The sequence below is a fragment of the Mycobacterium gordonae genome (genome assembly GCF_001417955.2).
GTDB classification, from domain to species: domain Bacteria; phylum Actinomycetota; class Actinomycetes; order Mycobacteriales; family Mycobacteriaceae; genus Mycobacterium; species Mycobacterium gordonae_B.
The window spans coordinates 26,978-47,623 of sequence record NZ_LKTM01000157.1 but is presented as its reverse complement, the minus strand read 5'-3'; the positions used below and the strand labels follow the sequence as shown (position 1 = coordinate 47,623).

The 20,646-nt window shown below is 67.6% G+C and carries 6 protein-coding genes; 3 read left to right on the top strand and 3 right to left on the bottom strand.

The window, feature by feature from the left end; translation table 11 throughout:
* Positions 1-138: 138 nt before the first annotated feature.
* Entirely contained in the window at positions 139-11,310 is an 11,172-nt protein-coding gene (locus AO501_RS13995; protein WP_055578293.1) for a PPE family protein, read from the top strand.
* Between the two features lie 17 nt (positions 11,311-11,327).
* Here the strand turns inward: AO501_RS13995 and AO501_RS40220 are convergent, their stop codons facing one another.
* Positions 11,328-15,254: a PE family protein gene (locus tag AO501_RS40220; protein ID WP_055578292.1), complete on the bottom strand. Its 3,927-nt coding sequence runs from the start codon at positions 15,252-15,254 to the stop codon at positions 11,328-11,330.
* A 248-nt stretch (positions 15,255-15,502) separates the two neighbouring features.
* Between AO501_RS40220 and AO501_RS13985 the strand changes: the two genes are divergently transcribed.
* Positions 15,503-15,691 carry a hypothetical protein gene (locus AO501_RS13985; protein ID WP_055578291.1) on the top strand — a complete coding sequence of 63 codons (189 nt, stop codon included), beginning with the start codon at positions 15,503-15,505 and terminating at the stop codon, positions 15,689-15,691.
* Positions 15,692-15,716: 25 nt separating this feature from the next.
* Here the strand turns inward: AO501_RS13985 and AO501_RS13980 are convergent, their stop codons facing one another.
* A complete protein-coding gene (locus tag AO501_RS13980) occupies positions 15,717-18,338 on the bottom strand; it encodes a helix-turn-helix transcriptional regulator (RefSeq protein ID WP_055578290.1) in 2,622 nt (873 codons plus the stop codon).
* Positions 18,339-18,388: 50 nt separating this feature from the next.
* A complete protein-coding gene (locus AO501_RS13975) occupies positions 18,389-19,579 on the bottom strand; it encodes an NADH:flavin oxidoreductase (protein WP_055578289.1) in 1,191 nt (396 codons plus the stop codon).
* Positions 19,580-19,797: 218 nt separating this feature from the next.
* Here AO501_RS13975 and AO501_RS13970 point away from each other — a divergent pair, with 218 nt between their 5' ends.
* Positions 19,798-20,643: a bifunctional methylenetetrahydrofolate dehydrogenase/methenyltetrahydrofolate cyclohydrolase gene (locus AO501_RS13970; RefSeq protein ID WP_055578288.1), complete on the top strand. Its 846-nt coding sequence runs from the start codon at positions 19,798-19,800 to the stop codon at positions 20,641-20,643.
* Positions 20,644-20,646: the final 3 nt, after the last annotated feature.

Here is a 20,646-nt window from a genome sequence, read left to right as displayed (position 1 = left end):
TATGTACGCCCTTGGCCGCCGAAGGACTCGGGCTTCGATCGTGGCCGAAATTGGCCAGGCCGATTGTCGAAAGCATCCGCACCTAGGGGCCGGTAATGAGACCATGATCTTCGCCAATGACGAGGGGAGGTCGACCCGTTGAATTTCCAACTGTTGCCTCCCGAGATCAATTCTTTATTGATGCGGGCGGGCGCGGGATCGGCACCGTTATTGGCGGCCGCCACGGCATGGGACGGTCTGGCGGCGGAGTTGGGCTCGGCGGCGGCTTCCTTCGCGTCGGTGACCTCCGGATTGGTGAGCGGGGCATGGCAGGGCCCGGCGTCGACGGCGATGGCCGCGGCGGCGGCTCCGTATGCGGGGTGGTTGACCGAGGTCGCGGCGCAGGCGTCCGTCGTGGCAGGGCAGGCACGCGGGGCGGCGTCGATTTACGAGGCGGCACTGACGGCGCTGGTGGATCCGCTCACGATCGCCGTCAACAGGATTCAGCGCACGGCGCTGGCCATGACGAATATCTTCGGGCAGAACACCCCGGCCATCGCGGCCGCCGAGGCGGCCTATGAATTGATGTGGGCCCAGGATGTGGCCACCATGGCGGGCTACCACGCCGGCGCGGCCGCGGTGGTATCGGCTCTGCCCGCGTTCACCGATCTGGTCGGCAGCGCCAACGCATTCGTCAACGCCGTTCTGGCGGACCCGTCGAAGGTGCTCAGCCTGAACGCCGGACTTGCGCATGTCGGCAACTACAACGTCGGACTGGGCGACGTCGGCGCGTTCAACCTCGGCGCGGGCAATGCCGGGGTGCGCAACCTCGGTTTCGGAAACGCCGGTGACGGCAATTTCGGCCTGGGAAATGCCGGGACCGCCAATTGGGGATTAGGGAACTCCGGATTGACGGCGGGCACGGCCGGCCTGGGCAATGTCGGGTTCGGCAATTCCGGCGGTGGCAATGTCGGGCTCGCGAACATGGGTGTGAGCAATATCGGCATCGGCAATACTGGGAACAACAATATCGGTATCGGGTTGACCGGCGACAATCTGACCGGTTTCGGCGGCCTGAATTCCGGTAGCGGCAACATCGGTCTGTTCAACTCCGGGACCGGCAACGTGGGGTTCTTCAACAGCGGCACCGGCAACTTCGGGCTGTTCAACTCGGGGAGTCACAGCACCGGCGTGGGCAACGCGGGTACAGCTTCTACCGGGCTTTTCAATATCGGCAATTTCAATACCGGCCTGGCCAATGTCGGTCATTACAACACGGGCAGCTTCAACGTCGGAAACACCAACACCGGGGATTTCAACCCCGGCAACCTCAACACCGGATGGTTCAACACCGGCGACGTCAACACGGGCATGGCGAACCCCGGCAATGTCAACACCGGCGCCTTCATCTCGGGCAACTACAGCAACGGCATCTTATGGCGGGGAGATTTCCAGGGCCTCTTCGGCTTTGCCGCCGGATCGTCGATACCGGCAATTCCCATCGGCATCGGCATCAACGGCGGCGTCGGCCCGATCACGCTGTTGCCCATCCCGATCATTCCCGCCATCCCGCTGAACATCCACTACACCTTCAATATCCCGCCGCTGGCCGTTCCCGACATCACGATCCCTTCATTCTCGGTCGGCACCGGCATACCGATCAGCATCGGACCGCTCACGGTTTCGTCGATCACGCTGGTGGCCAAACAGCAATTCCCCGCGATCGATTTCTCGGCCGGCCCCTTCAACGCTCTGGGGATTGTCACGATACCGGCGACCACCGCCTCGGACGGGTCGGTGACCGGTCCAATTCATATCGACACCCGAATTCCCGTCCTGAATTTCCACGTCAACTGGAATACGCCGGAGGTGAAGCTCTTCCCGAATGCCATCAGCATCCCGGACAACCCACTGGCGCTGCTCACCAATCTGTCGTTGGGGACCCCCGGCTTCACCATCCCGGGGTTCAGCATTCCGGGACAACCGATTCCGTTCACGATCGACATCGACGGCCAGATCGACGGGTTCACCACGCCGGCGATCACCATCGACCGTATTCCGCTGGACGTGGGCGCCGGCATCCGGATCGGCCCCATCCCGATCCAGGGCGTCAACATCCCGGCGACGCCGGGTTTCGGGAACACGACGACCGCGCCGTCGTCGGGCTTCTTCAACAGTGGCGCGGGCGGAGTGTCGGGTTTCGGCAACTTCGGAACCGGCGTATCGGGCTGGTGGAACCAGGCCTCCGGCGCCCTGCTCGGGACGAGCTCGGGCTACCTCAACGCCGCGTCGTTGAGCTCGGGTGTGCTCAACGTCGGTTCGGGTGTGTCGGGGTTGTACAACACCGCGGCGGTGGGGGTGCCGGCGCTGGTCTCCGGTGTGGGCAACGTCGGTCAGCAGGTGGCGGGGTTGCTGACGGCCGGGGACGGGGTGAGCCGGACGCTGATCGCCAATGTGGGTCTGGCTGATGTGGGCAACTTCAACGTCGGGTTGGGCAATGTCGGGGATCTGAACCTGGGTCTGGGCAATGCCGGATCGGCGAACCTGGGCCTGGGCAACCTCGGCGATCACAATGTCGGGTTGGCCAATATCGGGGACGGCAACTTCGGGTTCGGCAATGGCGGAATGTCTGCGGGTCTGGCCGGGATGGGCAATATCGGGTTGAGCAACGCCGGCAGCCTCAACGTCGGATTGGCCAATGCGGGCCTGGGCAATATCGGACTGGCCAACACCGGCACCAACAACCTAGGTATCGGGCTGACCGGGGACAACTTGACCGGGATCGGGGCGCTGAACTCCGGTTCGGGCAACCTCGGGTTGTTCAACTCCGGCACCGGCAATGTCGGGTTCTTCAACACCGGGACCGGGAACTTCGGGTTGTTCAACTCCGGCAGTTACAACACCGGGATCGGCAATGCAGGGACGGCCTCGACGGGTCTGTTCAATGCGGGGAATTTCAACACCGGTCTGGGCAATGCCGGGCACTACAACTCGGGCAGCTTCAACGCCGGCAGTGTGAACACCGGTGATTTCAACCCGGGCAGCGTCAACAGCGGGTGGTTGAACACCGGTCACGCCAGCACCGGCTTCGCCAACGGCGGTGACACCGACACCGGCGCGTTCATGACCGCCAACTACAGCAACGGCATCCTGTGGCGCGGCAACTACGAAGGGCTGGTCGGCGCCTACTTCGCGCCGACGATTTCCCGGTTCCCGGTGACGCTGCACGCGGCCGGCCTGGTCGGCCCGATCCATGTGGCGCCCATCCCGGTCCCGGCGGTCCACGTCGCCGTCACCAATGCGGCGGTCGGTCTGGGGCCGATCAACTTTGCGCCCATCACCGTCCCGGCTATACCCATCGACGCGCTGGGTTCGGTTGACCTGGCGGCCAATTCGATCGCCCCGATCCGGCTTCTCAACCAGCTCAGCGGCGCCGTTTCGGCGCGCATCGACCCCTTCAGATTCAACGACCCCTTCATCGCGATCGACAAATTCGGCAATCCGAACGGGTTCTTCTTGTCGAATCTGTCACTCGCCGGCGTACAGATCGGCGGTCCCACTTCTGGCAGCACCATTCCGTTGAGCCTCAACTTCGTCAGCGATGCGCTGACCCTGCTGCCGAACGGCTTCACCATTCCCGGACAGACGGTGGCGACCGTCAATGTGTCCGGCGGCAACGACGCTTTCACCTTCTTCCCGAACGGTTTCACGATTCCGAAAGCGTCCGCCGGTTTCGCGAACCTGTTCGGCGGCATCGACGCCTTCACCCTGCTGCCCAACGGGTTCACCATGAACATCCCGGCCAGTGTCGACGGGGTCGCCTACGTCGGGGATATCCCGATCCCGATCATCAATTTGCCCCCGAATCCGGGGTTCGGCAACGCGACCACCACGGCGTCCTCGGGCTTCTTCAACACCGGACCGGGCGGTGGATCCGGCTGGGGCAACTCCGGTGTCGGCATGTCGGGCTGGTGGAACCAGGCGCAGAACGCGCTTGCGGGTTCGGGGTCGGGGCTCGCCAACTTCGGTGGCCCGGGATCGGGTCTGTTGAATGCGGGCTCGGGTGTGTCGGGTTTCCTCAATACCGCCGCGCTGGGGTCGCCCGCGCTGGTCTCGGGTCTCGGCAATGTCGGCCACCACCTGTCCGGCCTCTTCGCCGCGGGAACCACGCTCAATGCCGGCAGCAGCATCGTGAACATCGGGTGGGCCGATCTCGGCCTGGGCAACGTCGGGTTCGGCAACGTCGGCGATCTGAATCTGGGCGCGGCGAACATCGGCGCCCAGAACCTGGGCCTGGGCAACATCGGCAGCGGCAACTTCGGGTTCGGCAACATCGGCGCCGCCAACTACGCTTTCGGCAACTCCGGCCTCGCGGGACTGCCCGGCATCGGCAATGTGGGATTCGGCAATGCCGGCAGCGGCAACTTCGGCCTGGCCAACCTAGGCTCGAGCAACATCGGCTTCGCCAACAGCGGTACCAACAACATCGGAGTCGGGCTGGTCGGGGACAACCTGACGGGCTTCGGTGGTTTCAACTCCGGGGCCGGCAATATCGGGCTGTTCAACTCGGGCACCGACAATGTCGGGTTCTTCAACACCGGTACCGGCAACTTCGGATTGTTCAACTCCGGCAGCTACAACACCGGCATCGGCAACAGCGGAACGGCCAGTACCGGGCTCTTTAATGCCGGCAACTTCAACACCGGACTGGCCAACACCGGCCACTACAACTCCGGCAGCTTCAACGCCGGCAACACCAACACCGGCGACTTCAACCCCGGCAACCTCAACACCGGCTGGTTCAACACCGGCCACTCCAACACGGGCCTGCTGAACTCGGGCAGTCTGAACACCGGTGCGTTCATCTCCGGCTACGGCAACAACGGTCTGTTCTGGCGGGGCAACTACGAAGGGCTGGTCAGCCTTTACTACGGCATCACCATCCCCGAGTTCCCGATCCACATCGTCACCACCGGCGGCGTCGGCCCCATCGTCATCCCGGACATCGACATCCTGCCGCCGCTGCACATCGATCTCGCCGGAGCGGCGAACTACGGGTTCACGTTGCCCGACATCCCGATACCCGCGATCCACATCGGGTTCGGCGGGGGCGCCAACGTCAATTTCACCGCGCCGGCCACCACGTTGCTCTCCGCCGTCAACGTCGACGGAAACTTCACCGCGGGCCCCCTCACCGCCTCGAACATCAAAGTCAACCCGTTCAAGATCAACCTGGCCATGCCGCAGGTCCTTCAGGATCCGCCGTTCAACCTGCCGCCGTCGATCGGGATCGAACTCGAAGCGCCGCTGATCCTTGATTTCATCACACTCGCCGGATTGTCGCTGCCGATCAAACAGGCCATGGATCCGATTGCGCTACAAGCGATTTCATTCACCCAAGCGATACCGATCGACATCCCGCCGATCGATATCCCGGCGCAGACGGTCAAGGGCATCTCGATGGGCGACATCCTGCCGCTCAACTACTCGCTGGACACCCCGGCCATCTCCATGACGGGAATGACGATTCCGGCGATCCCGCTGAATTTCGACATCCCGCTGACCGCGGGACCGCTGCACATCTCGATCATCGACCTCAAGCCGGTGCCGGGCTTCGGAAACTCGAGTACCGCGCCGTCCTCCGGCTTCTTCAACTCCGGTGCCGGCGGGGGATCGGGCTTCTTCAACGCGGGCTCGGCCATCTCTGGTGTGTTGAACCAGGCCGCGAAGGAATCGATGCTGGGCACCCTCTCGGGCCTGGGCAACACCGGCGGCCTGTCGTCGGGACTGCTGAACTCCGGCACCGCCATTTCGGGCTTCTTCAACGTCACCGGGTTGGACTTCAACACCCCCGCATTCGTGTCCGGGTTCAGCAACCTCGGCGACCACGTATCCGGGCTCTCCTACAAGGGCCTGTACGCGATGCTCACCTATCCGAGCGGTCCCAGCGCCATCTCGCAACTCATCGACAACGCCATCGCCGAGCTGCAGCACCTGGACGTCCGCAATGCGCTCAACCTCGGCAACGTCGGCGGCATCAACGTCGGCTTCGGCAACCTCGGCGACCTCAACCTGGGTGCGGGCAACTCCGGCAGTGCCAATTTCGGTGGGGGCAACCTGGGCGCGCAGAACTTCGGCTTCGGAAACATCGGCGACGGCAACTTCGGGTTCGGCAACATCGGTGACGGCAACCTCGGCTTCGGTAATTCCGGTCTGGCGGCGGGCTTGGCAGGCCTGGGCAACGTCGGCTTCGGCAACGCCGGCAACGCCAACACCGGTTTCGCGAACGTCGGCCTGGGCAACATCGGCCTCGCCAACAGCGGCAACAACAACATCGGGATCGGTCTCACCGGCGACAACCTCACCGGCATCGGCGCCCTGAACACCGGTGGCGGGAACATCGGCCTGTTCAACTCGGGGACCGGCAATGTCGGGTTCTTCAACACCGGGACCGGGAACTTCGGGTTGTTCAACTCCGGCAGTTACAACACCGGGATCGGCAATTCAGGGACGGCCTCTACTGGTCTGTTTAATGCCGGCAATTTCAACACCGGGCTGGCCAATGCCGGTCACTACAACACCGGCAGCTTCAACGTCGGTAACGCCAACACCGGCGACTTCAACCCGGGCGACGTCAACACCGGCTGGTTCAACGTCGGAAACACCAACACCGGCCTGTTCAACACCGGCAATGTCAACACCGGCCTGTTCAACTCCGGCAACTTCAACAACGGGGTGCTGTGGACCGGGGACTGGCACGGCACCTTCGGCTTCCGGTACGACCTGCAAATCCCCGGCAGCACCATTTTCGACTTCAACCAGACCTTCGATTTCGGCCCAATCAAAATCAGCGATCCCATCCACATTGCGGGAATGTCCCTGTTCGACATCCACCAGGTGGTCAATGTCGGGCCCTACGTCATTCCGCAGATCGACGTCCCAGCGTTCGAGCTGGATATTCACCAGACCCTGGAGATCCCGCCCATCGTCTTCCTGCAGGGCATGACGCTCGGCGGACAGACCTACACCACGCCGTTCAACAACCCGCCCGGGCTCGCCTCCGAGTTCACGCTGCCGATCATCAAGGTGCGGATACCGCTGATCAGCAACTTCGTCTGGACGATCGGCCAACCCAACGGCCTGGGATTCATGGGCAACGAGAACTGGGCCCAGGAGCCGGTCAAAGGCATCACCTTGTACACCGGCACCGGTTTCGCCACGTCCGGCTACAACTCGATCACCATTCCGGTCATCAACATCCCGACGATCATGACCGATGCCATTCCGCTGAATATCGATATCAGCGGTGGTCTACCCGCCTTCACTTTGTTCCCGGGTGGACTCAACATTCCGCAGAACCCCATTCCATTCAATATCGACGCCACCGGGATCCTCGACCCGATCACCATCTTCCCGAACGGTCTCACAATCGATTCGCTGCCCCTGCACGCGGCGCTGAATGTCACCATGCCGCAGAGCAGCGTCACGCTGATCGACATCCCGCGGACCGCGGGCTTCGGCAACACTTCGCCGACGCCGTCGTCCGGCTTCTTCAACAGCGGCGCGGGCGGGGTGTCGGGTTTCGGCAACTTCGGCGCGGGGGTGTCGGGCTGGTGGAACCAGGCATCGAGCGCGCTGGCCGGGTCGGCGTCCGGCGTGCTCAACGTGGGCTCGCTGCATTCGGGACTGATGAACTTCGGCTCGGGTGTCTCCGGCCTGTTCAACACCAGCACGCTGCCGCTCGGCACGCCCGCGGAGCTCTCGGGTATCGGCAATGTCGGCCAGCACCTGGCCGGGTTGTTTGCCGCCGGGACGACAGGCGCCCAGAGCCCGATCGTCAACCTCGGGCTGGCCGACCTCGGCAACCTGAACGCGGGGCTGGGCAACATCGGCACGCTGAACATCGGTGCGGCCAACATCGGCCTGCAGAACCTGGGCTTCGGCAACGTCGGTGACGGCAACTTCGGGCTGGGCAACATCGGCACCAGCAACTTCGGCTTCGCCAACGCCGGTGTGTCGGTGGGTCTGCCCGGCATCGGCAACGTGGGATTCGCCAACGCAGGCAGCGGCAATTTCGGCCTGGCCAATGTGGGTCTGAGCAACATCGGCTTCGCCAACAGCGGCAACAACAACATCGGCATCGGGCTGGTCGGGGACAACCTGACGGGCATCGGTGGGCTCAACTCCGGGGCCGGCAATATCGGGCTGTTCAACTCCGGCACCAACAATGTCGGGTTCTTCAACACCGGTACCGGAAACTTCGGGCTGTTCAACTCCGGCAACTACAACACCGGCGTCGGCAACTCCGGCATCGCCAGCACCGGGCTGTTTAATGCCGGCAATTTCAACACCGGCCTGGCCAACCCCGGTCACTACAACACCGGCAGTTTCAATGCCGGCGACACCAACACCGGCGACTTCAACCCGGGCAACCTCAACACCGGTTGGTTCAACACCGGCGACTCCAACACCGGATTCGTCAACACCGGCAATGTCGGCACCGGCGCGTTCATGTCGGGCAACTACAGCAACGGACTGTTCTGGCGCGGCGAGTACCAGGGCCTGTTCGGCATGCACTACGACTACCCGCTGCCCAAGATCGCGCTGCTCGAGATCCACGGCAGCGGCGAGTTCGGTCCCGTCGTCATCCCGCCGATCCCGATCCCCGCCACCCACCTGCAACTGGGCGGGAACGTCGCGATGGGGTCGTTCACCATTCCGCAGATCGACATCCCCGCGCTCAACCCCGACATCCTCGGCAGCATCGGTTTCGGTCCCATCCACGTCCCGTCCGTCCACATTCCCGGCATCGACGCCATCAACGTCGTCATGCACACCGACCCGGTGCGGGGACCGAACACCGCCACCAGTCCCTTCCTGATCTGGACGGCAGGCGACACGTCCGGCATCTATCTCGGCCCGACCTACTACTCGATCGGCGGATCGGGAGGCAACCCGTTCTCGACCGGCAACATCACCGCCAACGGCGGTTTCGCCGGAGAAGCCAACACTTTCATCAAGATCATCAGCGAAGGCTTCGACACCCCCGAACTCAACATCGGCCGCATCCCGGCGGGCTTCCACATACCCGGCTTCGTCGACCCGATCACCGTCTTCCCGGGCGGCGTGACGTTCCCGGCGGCCAACCTGATCAACCTCGGCATCAATGCGGGCAACCTGGGCGTCGACATTCCGGCGATCACCTTCCCGCAGATCCTGGGCAACGTCGACGGCACCGTGTATGTGATTTCCAGCAACATCCCGTTCGTCAACATCCCGGCGACACCGGGCTTCGGCAACACCACGACCGTTCCGTCGTCGGGCTTCTTCAACAGCGGCGCCGGTGGGGGATCGGGTTGGGGCAACTTCGGTGCCGGGCTGTCGGGTTGGTGGAACCAGGCCCACGACGCATTGCTGGGTACCGGCTCGGGTTACTTCAACGTCGGCACCCTGAACTCCGGCCTCCTGAACTTCGGGTCCGGGGTGTCGGGGTTGTACAACACCGCGGCGCTGGGCGCACCGGCGTTCGTGTCGGGGCTGGGCAATGTGGGCCACCACGTGGCGGGGTTGTTGACGGCCGGGGACGGGGTGAGCCGGACGCTGCTGGCCAACGTCGGTCTGGCCGACGTGGGCAACTTCAACCTCGGCCTGGGCAATGTCGGCGACCTCAACCTGGGATTGGGCAACATCGGGCTGCAGAACCTGGGCCTGGGCAATATCGGCGACCATAATCTCGGGTTCGCCAATATCGGGGACGGCAACATCGGGTTCGGCAACGGCGGAATGTCTGCCGGACTGGCCGGGAGGGGCAACAACGGGTTCGCCAATGCCGGCAGCTTCAACGCCGGGCTGGCCAATGTGGGGCTGGGCAATATCGGGCTGGCCAACACCGGCACCAACAACCTGGGCATCGGGCTGACCGGGAACAATCTGACCGGGATCGGGGCGCTGAACTCCGGGTCGGGCAACCTGGGGCTGTTCAACTCCGGGACCGGCAATGTCGGGTTCTTCAACACCGGCACCGGCAACTTCGGGTTGTTCAACTCCGGGAGCTACAACACTGGCATCGGCAACAGCGGAACGGCCTCGACCGGTTTGTTCAACGCCGGCAACTTCAACACCGGGCTGGGCAATGCCGGGCACTACAACTCGGGCAGCTTCAACGCCGGCAACGTGAACACCGGCGACTTCAACCCGGGCAACACCAACAGCGGATGGTTCAACACCGGGCACGCCAGCACCGGCATCGCCAACGCCGGCGACGTCGACACCGGCGCCTTCATGTCCGGCAACTACAGCAACGGCATCCTGTGGCGCGGCAACTACCAGGGCCTGGCCGGTTTCGCGCTCGGCTACACCGTGCCGCAATTCCCTGCGGTCGGCGGGGACCTGCTGGGTGGCGTCGGCCCGATCACGGTGCTGCCGCCGATCCACATACCGTCAATCCCGTTGTATATCAACACATCCGGCGGTATCGGCCCGGTGAGCATCCCGTCGATCCCGATCCCGTCGATCCACCTGGGCGTCAACCCGACACTGGACGTCGGCCCGGTCAACGTCGGCCCGTTCACCATCAGCACGCCGAACTTCACCGTCAACTACAGCACCGCACCCAGTACCTCGGTGTCCGGCGGCAGCTCGGACCTCTACGTGGTGGCCAGCTACGCACTGGTGATTCCGGGACCGATAAAGATCTCGGGCAGTCCCGCCGGAGTCCAGGTCACGTCGCCGGGATTTGTCGTGAATCCCATCTCGATCCTGGCCGGAACCGCGACGTTCCCCGGGTTCACCATTCCGCTCGAGCCCATCCACATCGGCTTGCCGCTGTCCCTGACGATTCCGGGCTCCGGCATCCCGGGCGGGGGGATCCCCAACATCCCGCTGAACTTCGGGTTGAACTTCGCCACTCCCGCCTTCGGGCTCCCGACCGCCGTCATCGACCGGATCCCGCTGGAGTTGCACGTGGCCTCCACCCTGGGCCCGATCGAGATCCCGATCGCCGGCTTCGGCGGAGTTCCGGGTTTCTGGAATACGACACTGCTGCCGTCCTCGGGCTTCTTCAACATCGGCGGCGGCGAGGGTTCGGGCTTCTGGAACTCAGGGTCCGGGCTGTCCGGGTTCCTCAACGCGATCTCGGACCCGCTGCTGGGCTCGGCCTCGGGGGCGCTGAACTTCGGCACCCAACTCTCCGGTCTGCTCAACCGCGGCGCCGGCATGTCGGGGGTGTTCAACACCAGCACGCTCGACCTGATCACGCAGGCCTTCAACTCGGGTTGGATGAACGTCGGCCAGCGGCTATCCGGCCTGATCTACACCGGCACGGGGCCTTAACCCGCGGCCCTGCCCCGCTACGGAGGACCGCCGCCGGTGCCGTTCACGCCGCCGAAGCCGCCCGCCCCGCCCGTTCCCAACCCGGGCGAGAATCCGTTGTCGCCGCTGCCGCCCGCGGTTCCGGAATGGACGATGGTCCCGTTGACGACGGTGTTGCCGCCGTTGCCGCCCGAGCCTCCCTTACCGCCGTTCCCGGGTTGGACCGCGTCGCCGCCGCGCCCGCCTTGACCGCCGAAGCCGCCGTCGCCGCCGCCGGCGTTGCCGTCGCCGCCGACGCCTCCCGCACCGCCGGTGCCGCCGTTGGCGCCGCCGTTGAAATAGGAGGTTCCGGCGCCGCCGACGCCGCCATCGCCGCCTTCGCCGCCTCTGCCGACGCCATTCACCCCGCCGTTGCCGCCGGCGCCGCCGACCCCGCCGGCGGCGCCGGGGAGCAGAGCGACGTTGCCGCCCACCGCCAAGGCGCCGCCGGTGCCGCCGGTGCCGCCGATGCCGCCGTTGCCGCCGGTACTGCCGTTGCCGCCGGCGCCGCCGGTGCCGCCGCGTGCCGCGGTGACAAGGGTTCGGTCGGTGCCGTTGATGCCGCTGCCCCCGGTGCCGCCGTTGCCGCCATTGCCGCCGACGCCGTTCCACCCGGTGGCACCCGTTGCGCCCAGCCCGTTACGGCCGGTGCCGCCAATGCCGCCGGCCCCGCCGTTGCCGCCTGCGCCGCCGGCGCCGCCGCTCTTGCCGGGGGTGGCCGAGGTCGTGCTCGTCGCGTTGGTGCCGTTGCCGCCGTTGGCGCCGGTGCCGCCGGTGCCGCCCATGCCGCCCTTGCCGCCGGTGCCACCAAGGCCCTGTTGGCCCGCTGCGCCGAAGCTCGCGGTGCCGCCGGCACCGCCATTGCCGCCGGCGCCGCCGGTGCCGCCGAGCGCGCCGGTGCCCCCATTGGCCCCCGGGGCGCCGGGACTGAAGCCCTGACCTCCGGTGCCTCCGGTGCCGCCGGTGCCGCCGTCACCGCCGTTACCCGCGTTGCCGCCCTTGCTTCCGCCGTTGCCGCCGAGGCCGCCGTCACCACCTTTGCCGCCGGGCCCGCCCAGCACGCCGCCGGTGGTCGAGTTGGCGCCGGGCCCGCCGGCGCCACCCTTGCCGCCGACACCACCGTCGCCGTAGTTGCCGCCGTCGCCGCCCCTGCCTCCGGTGGCCCCGGTGGCGTTGACCGTTGTCGCGTCGGCGCCGGCACCTCCGTTGCCGCCGTTGCCGCCGCTGGTCGGGTCGTCACCGTTGAGAGCTTTGGCGCCATTGCCGCCACCACCTGTGCCCGCGATGCCGGCCTTTCCGCCTACGCCGTTGTCACCGCCGTTGCCGCCGTTGCCGCCGAGCCCGTTGTTCAGCGTGTTGGTTCCGGTTGCGCCGGTGCCGCCGTCGCCGCCCTTGGCACCGTTTCCGCCGGCGCCGGCGGCCCCGCCGATGCCTTTCGCGCTGGGGGCCGCCCCGCCGTTGCCGCCGTCGCCGCCGCTGCCGCCGCTGCCGGCATTGCCGCCGTTCTGGGCGCTGACCGATACTCCGCTCACTCCGTTGCCGCCGTTTTGGCCTTTGCCGCCGGCGCCGCCGGCACCGCCGGCACCACCGTTGCCGGCCTGGGCGCCGCCGGATCCGCCGTTGCCCCCGTTGCCCCCGTCGCTGCCGGAGTTGCCTGTTGCGGCGGGCTTTGGCGACAGGCCGGCAGCGTTGTAGCCCGCGCCACCTTTGCCGCCGTTGCCGCCGTTGCCGACCAGTCCGCCGTCACCGCCGGCGCCGCCGTTACCGCCAGGCAAGGCCGTCGACGAGCCGAGGGTGAAACCGGCGCCGCCAGCCCCGCCATTGCCGCCGTTGCCGCCGCTCGTCGCGGTGCCGCCGGTCTTGCCGTCAGCGCCGGGTGTGGAGCCGGCGCCGCCCTTGCCGCCGGCGCCCGCCGTTCCCGGGTTGCCACCGTGACCGCCGTCGCCGCCGTTGGCGCCGGGAAGGCCGGCGCCACCGTCGCTGCCGTTACCGCCGGCCGCTCCCGTTCCGCCGTCACCGCCGTTCCCGCCGGCACCCTGCACTCCGGCCTTGCCCGCGGTCGCGGCGCCGCCGGCGCCGCCGTCTCCGCCCGCACCGCCGGTCCCGCCGGCCCCGCCGTTCTGTCCGGGGTTGCCGTTAGTGCCGGCACCGACCGGATCGCCGTCCTTGCCCACGATGCCCGATCCGCCGCTGCCGCCGTTGCCCCCGGCACCCCCGGTGCCGCCGTTGCCGGCCTGGGCGCCGCCCTTACCGCCCGCGCCACCGACACCGCCCGCGCCGCCGGTTTTGCCGGCGTCACCCGGGTTGAGCGCAACGGGCGCTGCGGCGCCGTCACCGCCACGCCCGCCGGTGCCGCCGTTACCGACCAGTCCGCCGTCGCCGCCGGCGCCGCCGGCGCCGCCGACCCGTCCGCTGTCGGTCAACGCCGCCGACCCGTCGGCTCCGTTGCCGCCGTTGCCGCCGCTGGTGGGCGTGGCCCCGGTGGCCCCGGTGGTTCCGGTGGTGGCGCCGGCCCCGCCTGCCCCACCGAGACCGGCGACGCCGGGATTACCGCCCTTGCCGCCGGCGCCGCCGGCGCCGCCGAATGCCGCTGACGTGGCGCCGTTCCCGCCGTTTCCGGCAAGCCCGCCGGATCCGCCGGTTCCGCCGTCGCCGCCGGCGCCGAGCGAGCCGATCAGGCCTCCCTTACCTCCCGCGCCGCCTACGCCACCTTGACCGCCGAATCCGCCATTACCCCCGACTCCGCCGGTCAAGCCGGACCCTGCAGCGTTGGTGAGACCGTCAGCGCCGGTTCCCCCAGCCCCACCGAGGCCACCGACGCCACCGGCGCCGCCGACACCGATGAGGCGCCCACCGGCCCCACCGGCTCCGCCGGCCCCGCCGTTGCCGCCGGCCAATCCGTTGCCGCTGGGGTTGACCGGGGTCAGGCCGACGCCGCCCGCGCCGCCCTGGCCACCCGCTCCGCCGTAGCCGAACAATCCTGCGTCACCACCGACTCCACCGGTGCCACCGATGCCGTTTGCGCCGGAACCTGCCGTCCCGCCCGCGCCACCGCCGCCTCCGGCACCCCACAGCCAGCCGGCATGACCACCCGCGCCGCCGTTACCTCCCGCGGCGCCGGGCACGCTGCCGGCGCCGCCGGCGCCGCCCAATCCTCCGTCGCCGAACAGCCAGGCGCGCCCACCCGTGCCACCGGCGTGACCGCCGGTTCCGCCGGCGCCACCGTTACCCCACAACCACCCGGCGTCGCCGCCACCGCCGCCGATCCCGCCGGCTCCGCTGGCCCCGCCGACACCACCGCTGCCCAGCAACCAGGCCCGGCCACCGGCCCCGCCGTTGGCGCCGGCGCCACCGCTGCCGCCGGCACCCCACAGCCATCCGCCATTGCCGCCGGCGCCGCCGGCCGCGCCCGGACCTCCGACACCTCCGGTGCCCCCCGACCCGATCAGTCCCGCGGACCCGCCGGCCCCGCCGGCCGTCCCGGCGTTCACCCCGGCCGCGCCGTTGCCGCCGTTGCCGTACAGGATTCCGCCAGGTCCGCCGGCCTGACCGGGCAACGTCCCGTCAGCGCCGTTACCGATCAGTGGACGATCGAACAGCGCCTGGGTGGGCGCGTTGATGACGTCCAGCAGTGCCTGCGCGGCGTTGGCGGATTCAGCTTGGGCATAGGAACCGGCCCCACCGGCCAGGGCGCGCACGAACTGATCGTGGAACGCCGACACCTGGCTACTCACCGTCTGGTACCCGCCGGCGTGCCCGTTGAACAATGCGGCGATGGCCGCCGACACCTCGTCGGCTCCCGCCGGCAGCAGCCCCGACATCCGCACCGCCGCATCGAGGTTGGCCGCACTCAGCGCCGAGGAGATCCTGGCCAGATCCGCGGCCGCGGCCGACACCACATCCGGCGCTACGTTGACAAAAGACATTGACCCACCCACCTGACGTCCGGCGCCGACAGGCGTACGCGGCCGATTGCCGGTAGCTATCGGTGGTGCGTCAGACGTCGGCAGGACCAAGGCTGGTCGCAAAAGGGCGGAACTGGCCCGTAGGGCACTACGTGGATTTCCCCACCGTGCCCCTGCCGACTACGTGGATTCGGCGAACAGCCTCGTCAAAGCGGGCCGGCATGCGCCATCGTCGACGTGGCCGAGATACCAGGTGCGAGGGATTGCCGATGACAACGGGCGACCAGTACGAGGCGGCACTGCGCAGCCTGCCCGAAGCGCATTCACTGGCGATCCGCCTGCAAGATGCCGGGGTGGCCGCGGAGGTGATCTGTGGCTATCTGCAGATCGAGATTGAATGCCTTGGGACGCTGCTGGATCTGGCACGACGCAAGCTGGACAGTGCCATGCAGGGCTGACGGCACGTCGGGTACGAGGTTGCCCTCAACCGTCAGACGGTTCGCCGACGTGGTTGAACTGTCGGACCAGGTCGGACAGCTCGGAGCGTGACGTGACGCCGGCTTTGGTGCTGGCCTGATAGACGTGACCCTCGACGGTCCGGACCGACAACGACATCGCTTCCGCGATCTGCCTGTTGGAGAGGCCGCGGGACACCAGGTTCGCGATCTCGTGTTCGCGCCGGGTGAAGGGCAGCGGGACCTTGCTGGCAGCGAGCGCGGGGCTGACCGCTCCGCCGCATCGTCTGGCGAGCAGTTGGGCTCGCGCGCTCATCGAGAGCGAGCTGCCGCGTCGGCCCGCTGAGCGGTGGCAGCAGGCGGCCTGGGCCGCCGCATCGGCGGCGGCCAATACGTCGCCCATCGCCTCGAAGTCGTTCGAGACCGCATCCAGCCCCGCGGCATCATCGTCGGCGAAGGCGCGGGCGTAGCGGGCCGACAGCGGCGCCCTGGGACCCTCGACTCGGGTGGCCAACTCTTCGAGTCGGGCGGCCGCGCCGGCGTACCCGAATTGCACCGCGGTCTGCAGACACATCGCTTCACGCGCGTGCTGGCCGCAATTTCGCGCGAATTCCGTTGCCCGCAGCGAGATTTGCCGGGCATCGGTTTCCCGGCCCTGCACGGCGTGCACCCAGGCGGACGCCAACAGGTAGTTCGATTCGACGTATCGGTAGGCAGGGTGACGGCTCCGTCGGGTCGTCTCCAAAGAGGCCAGGGCGGCATCGACGATGCCGCATCGCGCCAGCGCTTCGGTCTGCAGAATCCTGAACCGATAGAACAGTCCGGAGATTTCGCCGTAGCCGCCGAAACTCTCTCCGGCCGAGTGGAAATGCCGCACGGACGCCGCCAGATCGCCCTTTCCCAGCGCCGCCATGCCCAGGGCCGCGATCGCCATCGACCGCGACATCCCGGGCAGGTCGGCGTATCGGCGATACTGCTCGGCGGCGATGGCGTCCGCGTCGTCGATGCATCCCGCCGCGATCAGTGCGTAGGCGTGGAACTCCGCCAACCCGGTGCCATGGAAGGACGCTTCCTGCGGTGAATCGCTGAGCACCCGGTAGCCCGCCGAGGCCTGGGCGGACGCTTCCCGCACACGTCCAAGGTCGCCGAGTGCGATCGTCGCCGCAGCGTAGCCGACGACACGGCCGAAGTCGTCCAGCCGATCAGTGTCGATCCCGGCCATGGTTTCGGCAGCGCCGGCCGGCTCGGCGGCCACCACTTCGATCGCGGCCCGGAACGTGCGCAGCGCGTGGTTGCGGTCGCCGTCGCTGCTTCGGATCGCGCTGTCGATCACGGCACGGGATTCACCAGGATTTCTCAGCAACCACAACAGATTTGCGGCGCGCAGGATCGATCCGTCCAGGAAGCCGTCTGCGGCGAACTCCGCCGGACCGAGAGTGTTCAGAACCTCCTCGGCCTCGTCGCCCTTCTCCTGGAGAAACAAGATGTAGGCCAGCGGGATCGTCGTCTCAGGACCCGGCCGTGCGGTCGCCGCCGCATGTGCGAGCCGCTCCGCCAGTCCGACGTCAAGTCGCGATGCCGCGATCTTGGCGGCCTGCATCAGTATTGCCGCATCGGGCACCAGGTCGGACTCCAGCCAGAGCAATCCCAGCCGCAGCAGGTCTGATCCATTCCTCTCCGCCATCACGGCGGCGACACTCCCTCGGAGTCTCTTGAGCCGCAACGGTCCGCAGTGGCTCAGCCGGATCTCGCCGTACAGCGGGTGGCCCACGTAGACGGCGTCGGTGGCGGCATCCGCGGTGATGAGCCCGCGCTGTTCGGCACGTTCGATCGTTTGCGGGTCGGCCAGTGCGGCCAGAACCTGCCGGTCGAGGGGCTCCGCGATCGCGACCAGGTCCACTACCTGCCGGATGTCGTCGGCCACCGTGCCGATCTGCTGCTCTACCAGTTCGACCAGCGACGGCGACGCCGTGAGTGTTCCCGTCCAGCACCATTGCGCGTCGACCAGCACCAGACCGCCCGATTCCCGCTGGTGCTCGACAAGATGACGCAGAAAGAGCACATTCCCGCGGCTCAACTTCCACAGCCGCTCGGCACAGTCAGGGTCTACGGCCGCCCCGAGAACGGACTGCAGCAGACTGCCAGTCTCGTTGCGGGACAACGGTTGTAACTCAAGCCGCCGCAACAGGCCGTCTTTCCACAGTGCCCGCACCGCGTCCGGCATGGTCTCGCCGGTGCGGATGGTCGCGATCACGCTTGCCGCGTCCTGCAAAACCAATTGGTGCACGAGCAGTGCCGACAGGTCGTCCAAGAGGTGCGCATCGTCGACAAGCACCAGCAGCGGCGCGCCCTGGGCGCCCTCCATCAGGCCCGCGAACACGTTGCGTGTCAATGCCACCGATGTGTCCGCTGCGCCGGCCCAGCGCGCAAACGCCCCCAATGTCACCGCGCGACCCGTTGCGGTACCCGCCACGCGCCGCACTGACCAACCACTCCGCGCAGCCGCGTCGGCGGCGGCACGGGACAACCGGGTCTTGCCGACACCCGCCGCGCCTGCGACGACCATTCCCTTGTGTTCGCTGCCGGTGAGCGCCTCGCCGATAAGGCGAAGCTCATCCGCGCGGCCGGTCAGGGGCCAGCGGTCAGCCATAAAGCGAAATATTAGTTGGCTGTCCGGCTGGCTACCCGGAAAAGCCGGCCCTAGTCCGGCGCCCCGGTCACCACGCAGTGGGTGCGACTGTAGATGGTCGGCATGCACTTGTTGCAGTGTGTGCAGGCCGACCGGACGCTCGCGCCGTCCCGGGCGATCCGGTTGATCAGGTCCGGCTCGGCCAGCAGTGCTCGACCCATCGCGACGAAGTCGAACCCCTCGGCCATCGCCAGGTCCATCGTCTCCCGGTTGGTGATGCCGCCCAGCAGAATCAGCGGCAGCTTCAACTCGGCGCGGAACAGCTTGGCCTCTTTGAGCAGGTAAGCCTCTTGGTAGGGATATTCGCGCAGGAACTTGGTGCCCGTCATCCGCATGCCCCAGCGCAGCGGCGGCTTGAAGGCGCCGGCGAACTCCTTCAGCGGCGCCTCGCCGCGGAACAGGTACATCGGGTTGACCAGCGAGCTGCCCGCCGTCAGTTCGATGGCGTCCAGCCCGCCGTCCTCCTCGAGCCATCTGGCCGTGATCAGCGACTCCTCGTTGGAGATGCCGCCGCGCACGCCGTCGGACATGTTGAGCTTGGCGGTGACGGCGATCTGCCGCGGGCCCTGGTCAACGGCCCGGCGCACCGCCATCACCAGCCCGCGAGCGACCTTGGCCCGGTTGGCCAGCGAACCGCCGAACTCGTCGGTGCGGCGGTTGATCAGGGGGGACAGGAACGCACTCGCCAGATAGTTGTGCCCCAAATGGATTTCGACGGCGTCGAAACCGGCCTCCACCGCGAATCGGGCTGCCTTGGCGTGATCGGCAAGCACCTCGTCGATGTCGTCGGCGCTTGCCTTCTTGGCAAACCGCATGCCGATCGGGTTGAAGAACCGCACCGGGGCCAGCGCGGTGGCTCCGTTGCTGCGGGCGTTTGCGACCGGGCCGGCGTGGCCGATCTGGGCGCTGACGGCGGCGCCTTCGGCGTGGATCGCGTCGGTGAGGCGCCGGAAGCCCGGCACCGCCTCCGGCCGCATCCAGATTCCGTTGCCCTCGGTGCGCCCGCCCTGGGAGACGGCGCAGTAGGCGACGGTCGTCATCCCGACCCCGCCGGCGGCGGGCTGTCGGTGGTACTCGATCAGGTCGTCGGTCACCAGCGCATTCGGGGTGCGGGCTTCGAAGGTCGCCGACTTGATGGTCCGGTTTCGGAGGGTCAACGGACCGAGTTTGGCGGGGCTCAGAACGTCTGGGGCTGCAGACATATAGGCAGCCTAACCGTCGTCATGAGACCGGCGACGTGGGGTGCAGCTGCGGGACGCCAGGGGCGCCGCCGACACCGCGATCAGCGCTCCGAGCCTGCGCTGAAAGCGCCGATTCGGGCTGTATGCGGGCGTGAATACAGGTTCTGTGCCGCCACCGCGGTCTCGACTCGGAGATCGCACTCACCGAGCCGCGCGCCGGGCATGCCAGACTGTCTGGCGTGGGCGCAATCACGCTGGACGGCAAGGCCACCCGTGACGAAATCTTCGTCGACCTGACCGAGCGGGTCGCGGCGCTGACTGCCGCGGGCCGCACTCCGGGGCTCGGCACCATTCTGGTCGGTGACGACCCGGGCTCGCAGGCCTACGTCCGCGGCAAGCACGCCGACTGCGCCAAGGTGGGCATCACCTCGATCCGCCGCGACCTGCCCGCCGACATCTCGACCGAAATGCTCAACGAGACCATCGACGAGCTCAATGCCAACCCCGAGTGCACCGGGTACATCGTCCAGTTGCCGCTGCCGAAGCATCTCAATGAGAACGCAGCTCTGGAGCGCGTCGACCCCGACAAGGACGCCGACGGCCTGCACCCCACCAACCTGGGCCGGCTGGTGCTCAACATGCCGGCGCCGCTGCCGTGCACCCCGCGCGGCATCGTCCATCTGCTGCGCCGCTTCGACGTGCCGATCGCCGGCGCGCACGTAGTGGTCATCGGGCGCGGTGTGACGGTGGGCCGTCCGCTCGGGCTGCTGCTCACCCGGCGGTCGGAGAACGCCACAGTCACCTTGTGCCACACCGGAACTCGCGATCTGCCAGCGCTGACCAGGCAAGCCGACATCATCGTCGCCGGGGTCGGGGTGCCGCACATGCTGACCGCGGACATGGTCCGCCCCGGTGCTGCCGTCGTCGACGTCGGTGTCAGCCGGGTCGACGGCAAGCTCACCGGGGACGTGCACCCCGACGTGTGGGAGGTCGCCGGTCACATCTCACCCAACCCCGGTGGCGTCGGTCCGCTGACCCGTGCGTTCCTGCTGACCAACGTCGTCGAGCTGGCCGAACGGCAGTGACTA

What these genes read in the sequence shown, in the direction of transcription:
- AO501_RS40220 (WP_055578292.1), bottom strand. Translation starts at nt 15,254, where the DNA reads ATGTCTTTTGTCAACGTAGCGCCGGATGTGGTGTCGGCCGCGGCCGCG.
- AO501_RS13985 (WP_055578291.1), top strand. Translation starts at nt 15,503, where the DNA reads ATGACAACGGGCGACCAGTACGAGGCGGCACTGCGCAGCCTGCCCGAA.
- AO501_RS13980 (WP_055578290.1), bottom strand. Translation starts at nt 18,338, where the DNA reads ATGGCTGACCGCTGGCCCCTGACCGGCCGCGCGGATGAGCTTCGCCTT.
- AO501_RS13975 (WP_055578289.1), bottom strand. Translation starts at nt 19,579, where the DNA reads ATGTCTGCAGCCCCAGACGTTCTGAGCCCCGCCAAACTCGGTCCGTTG.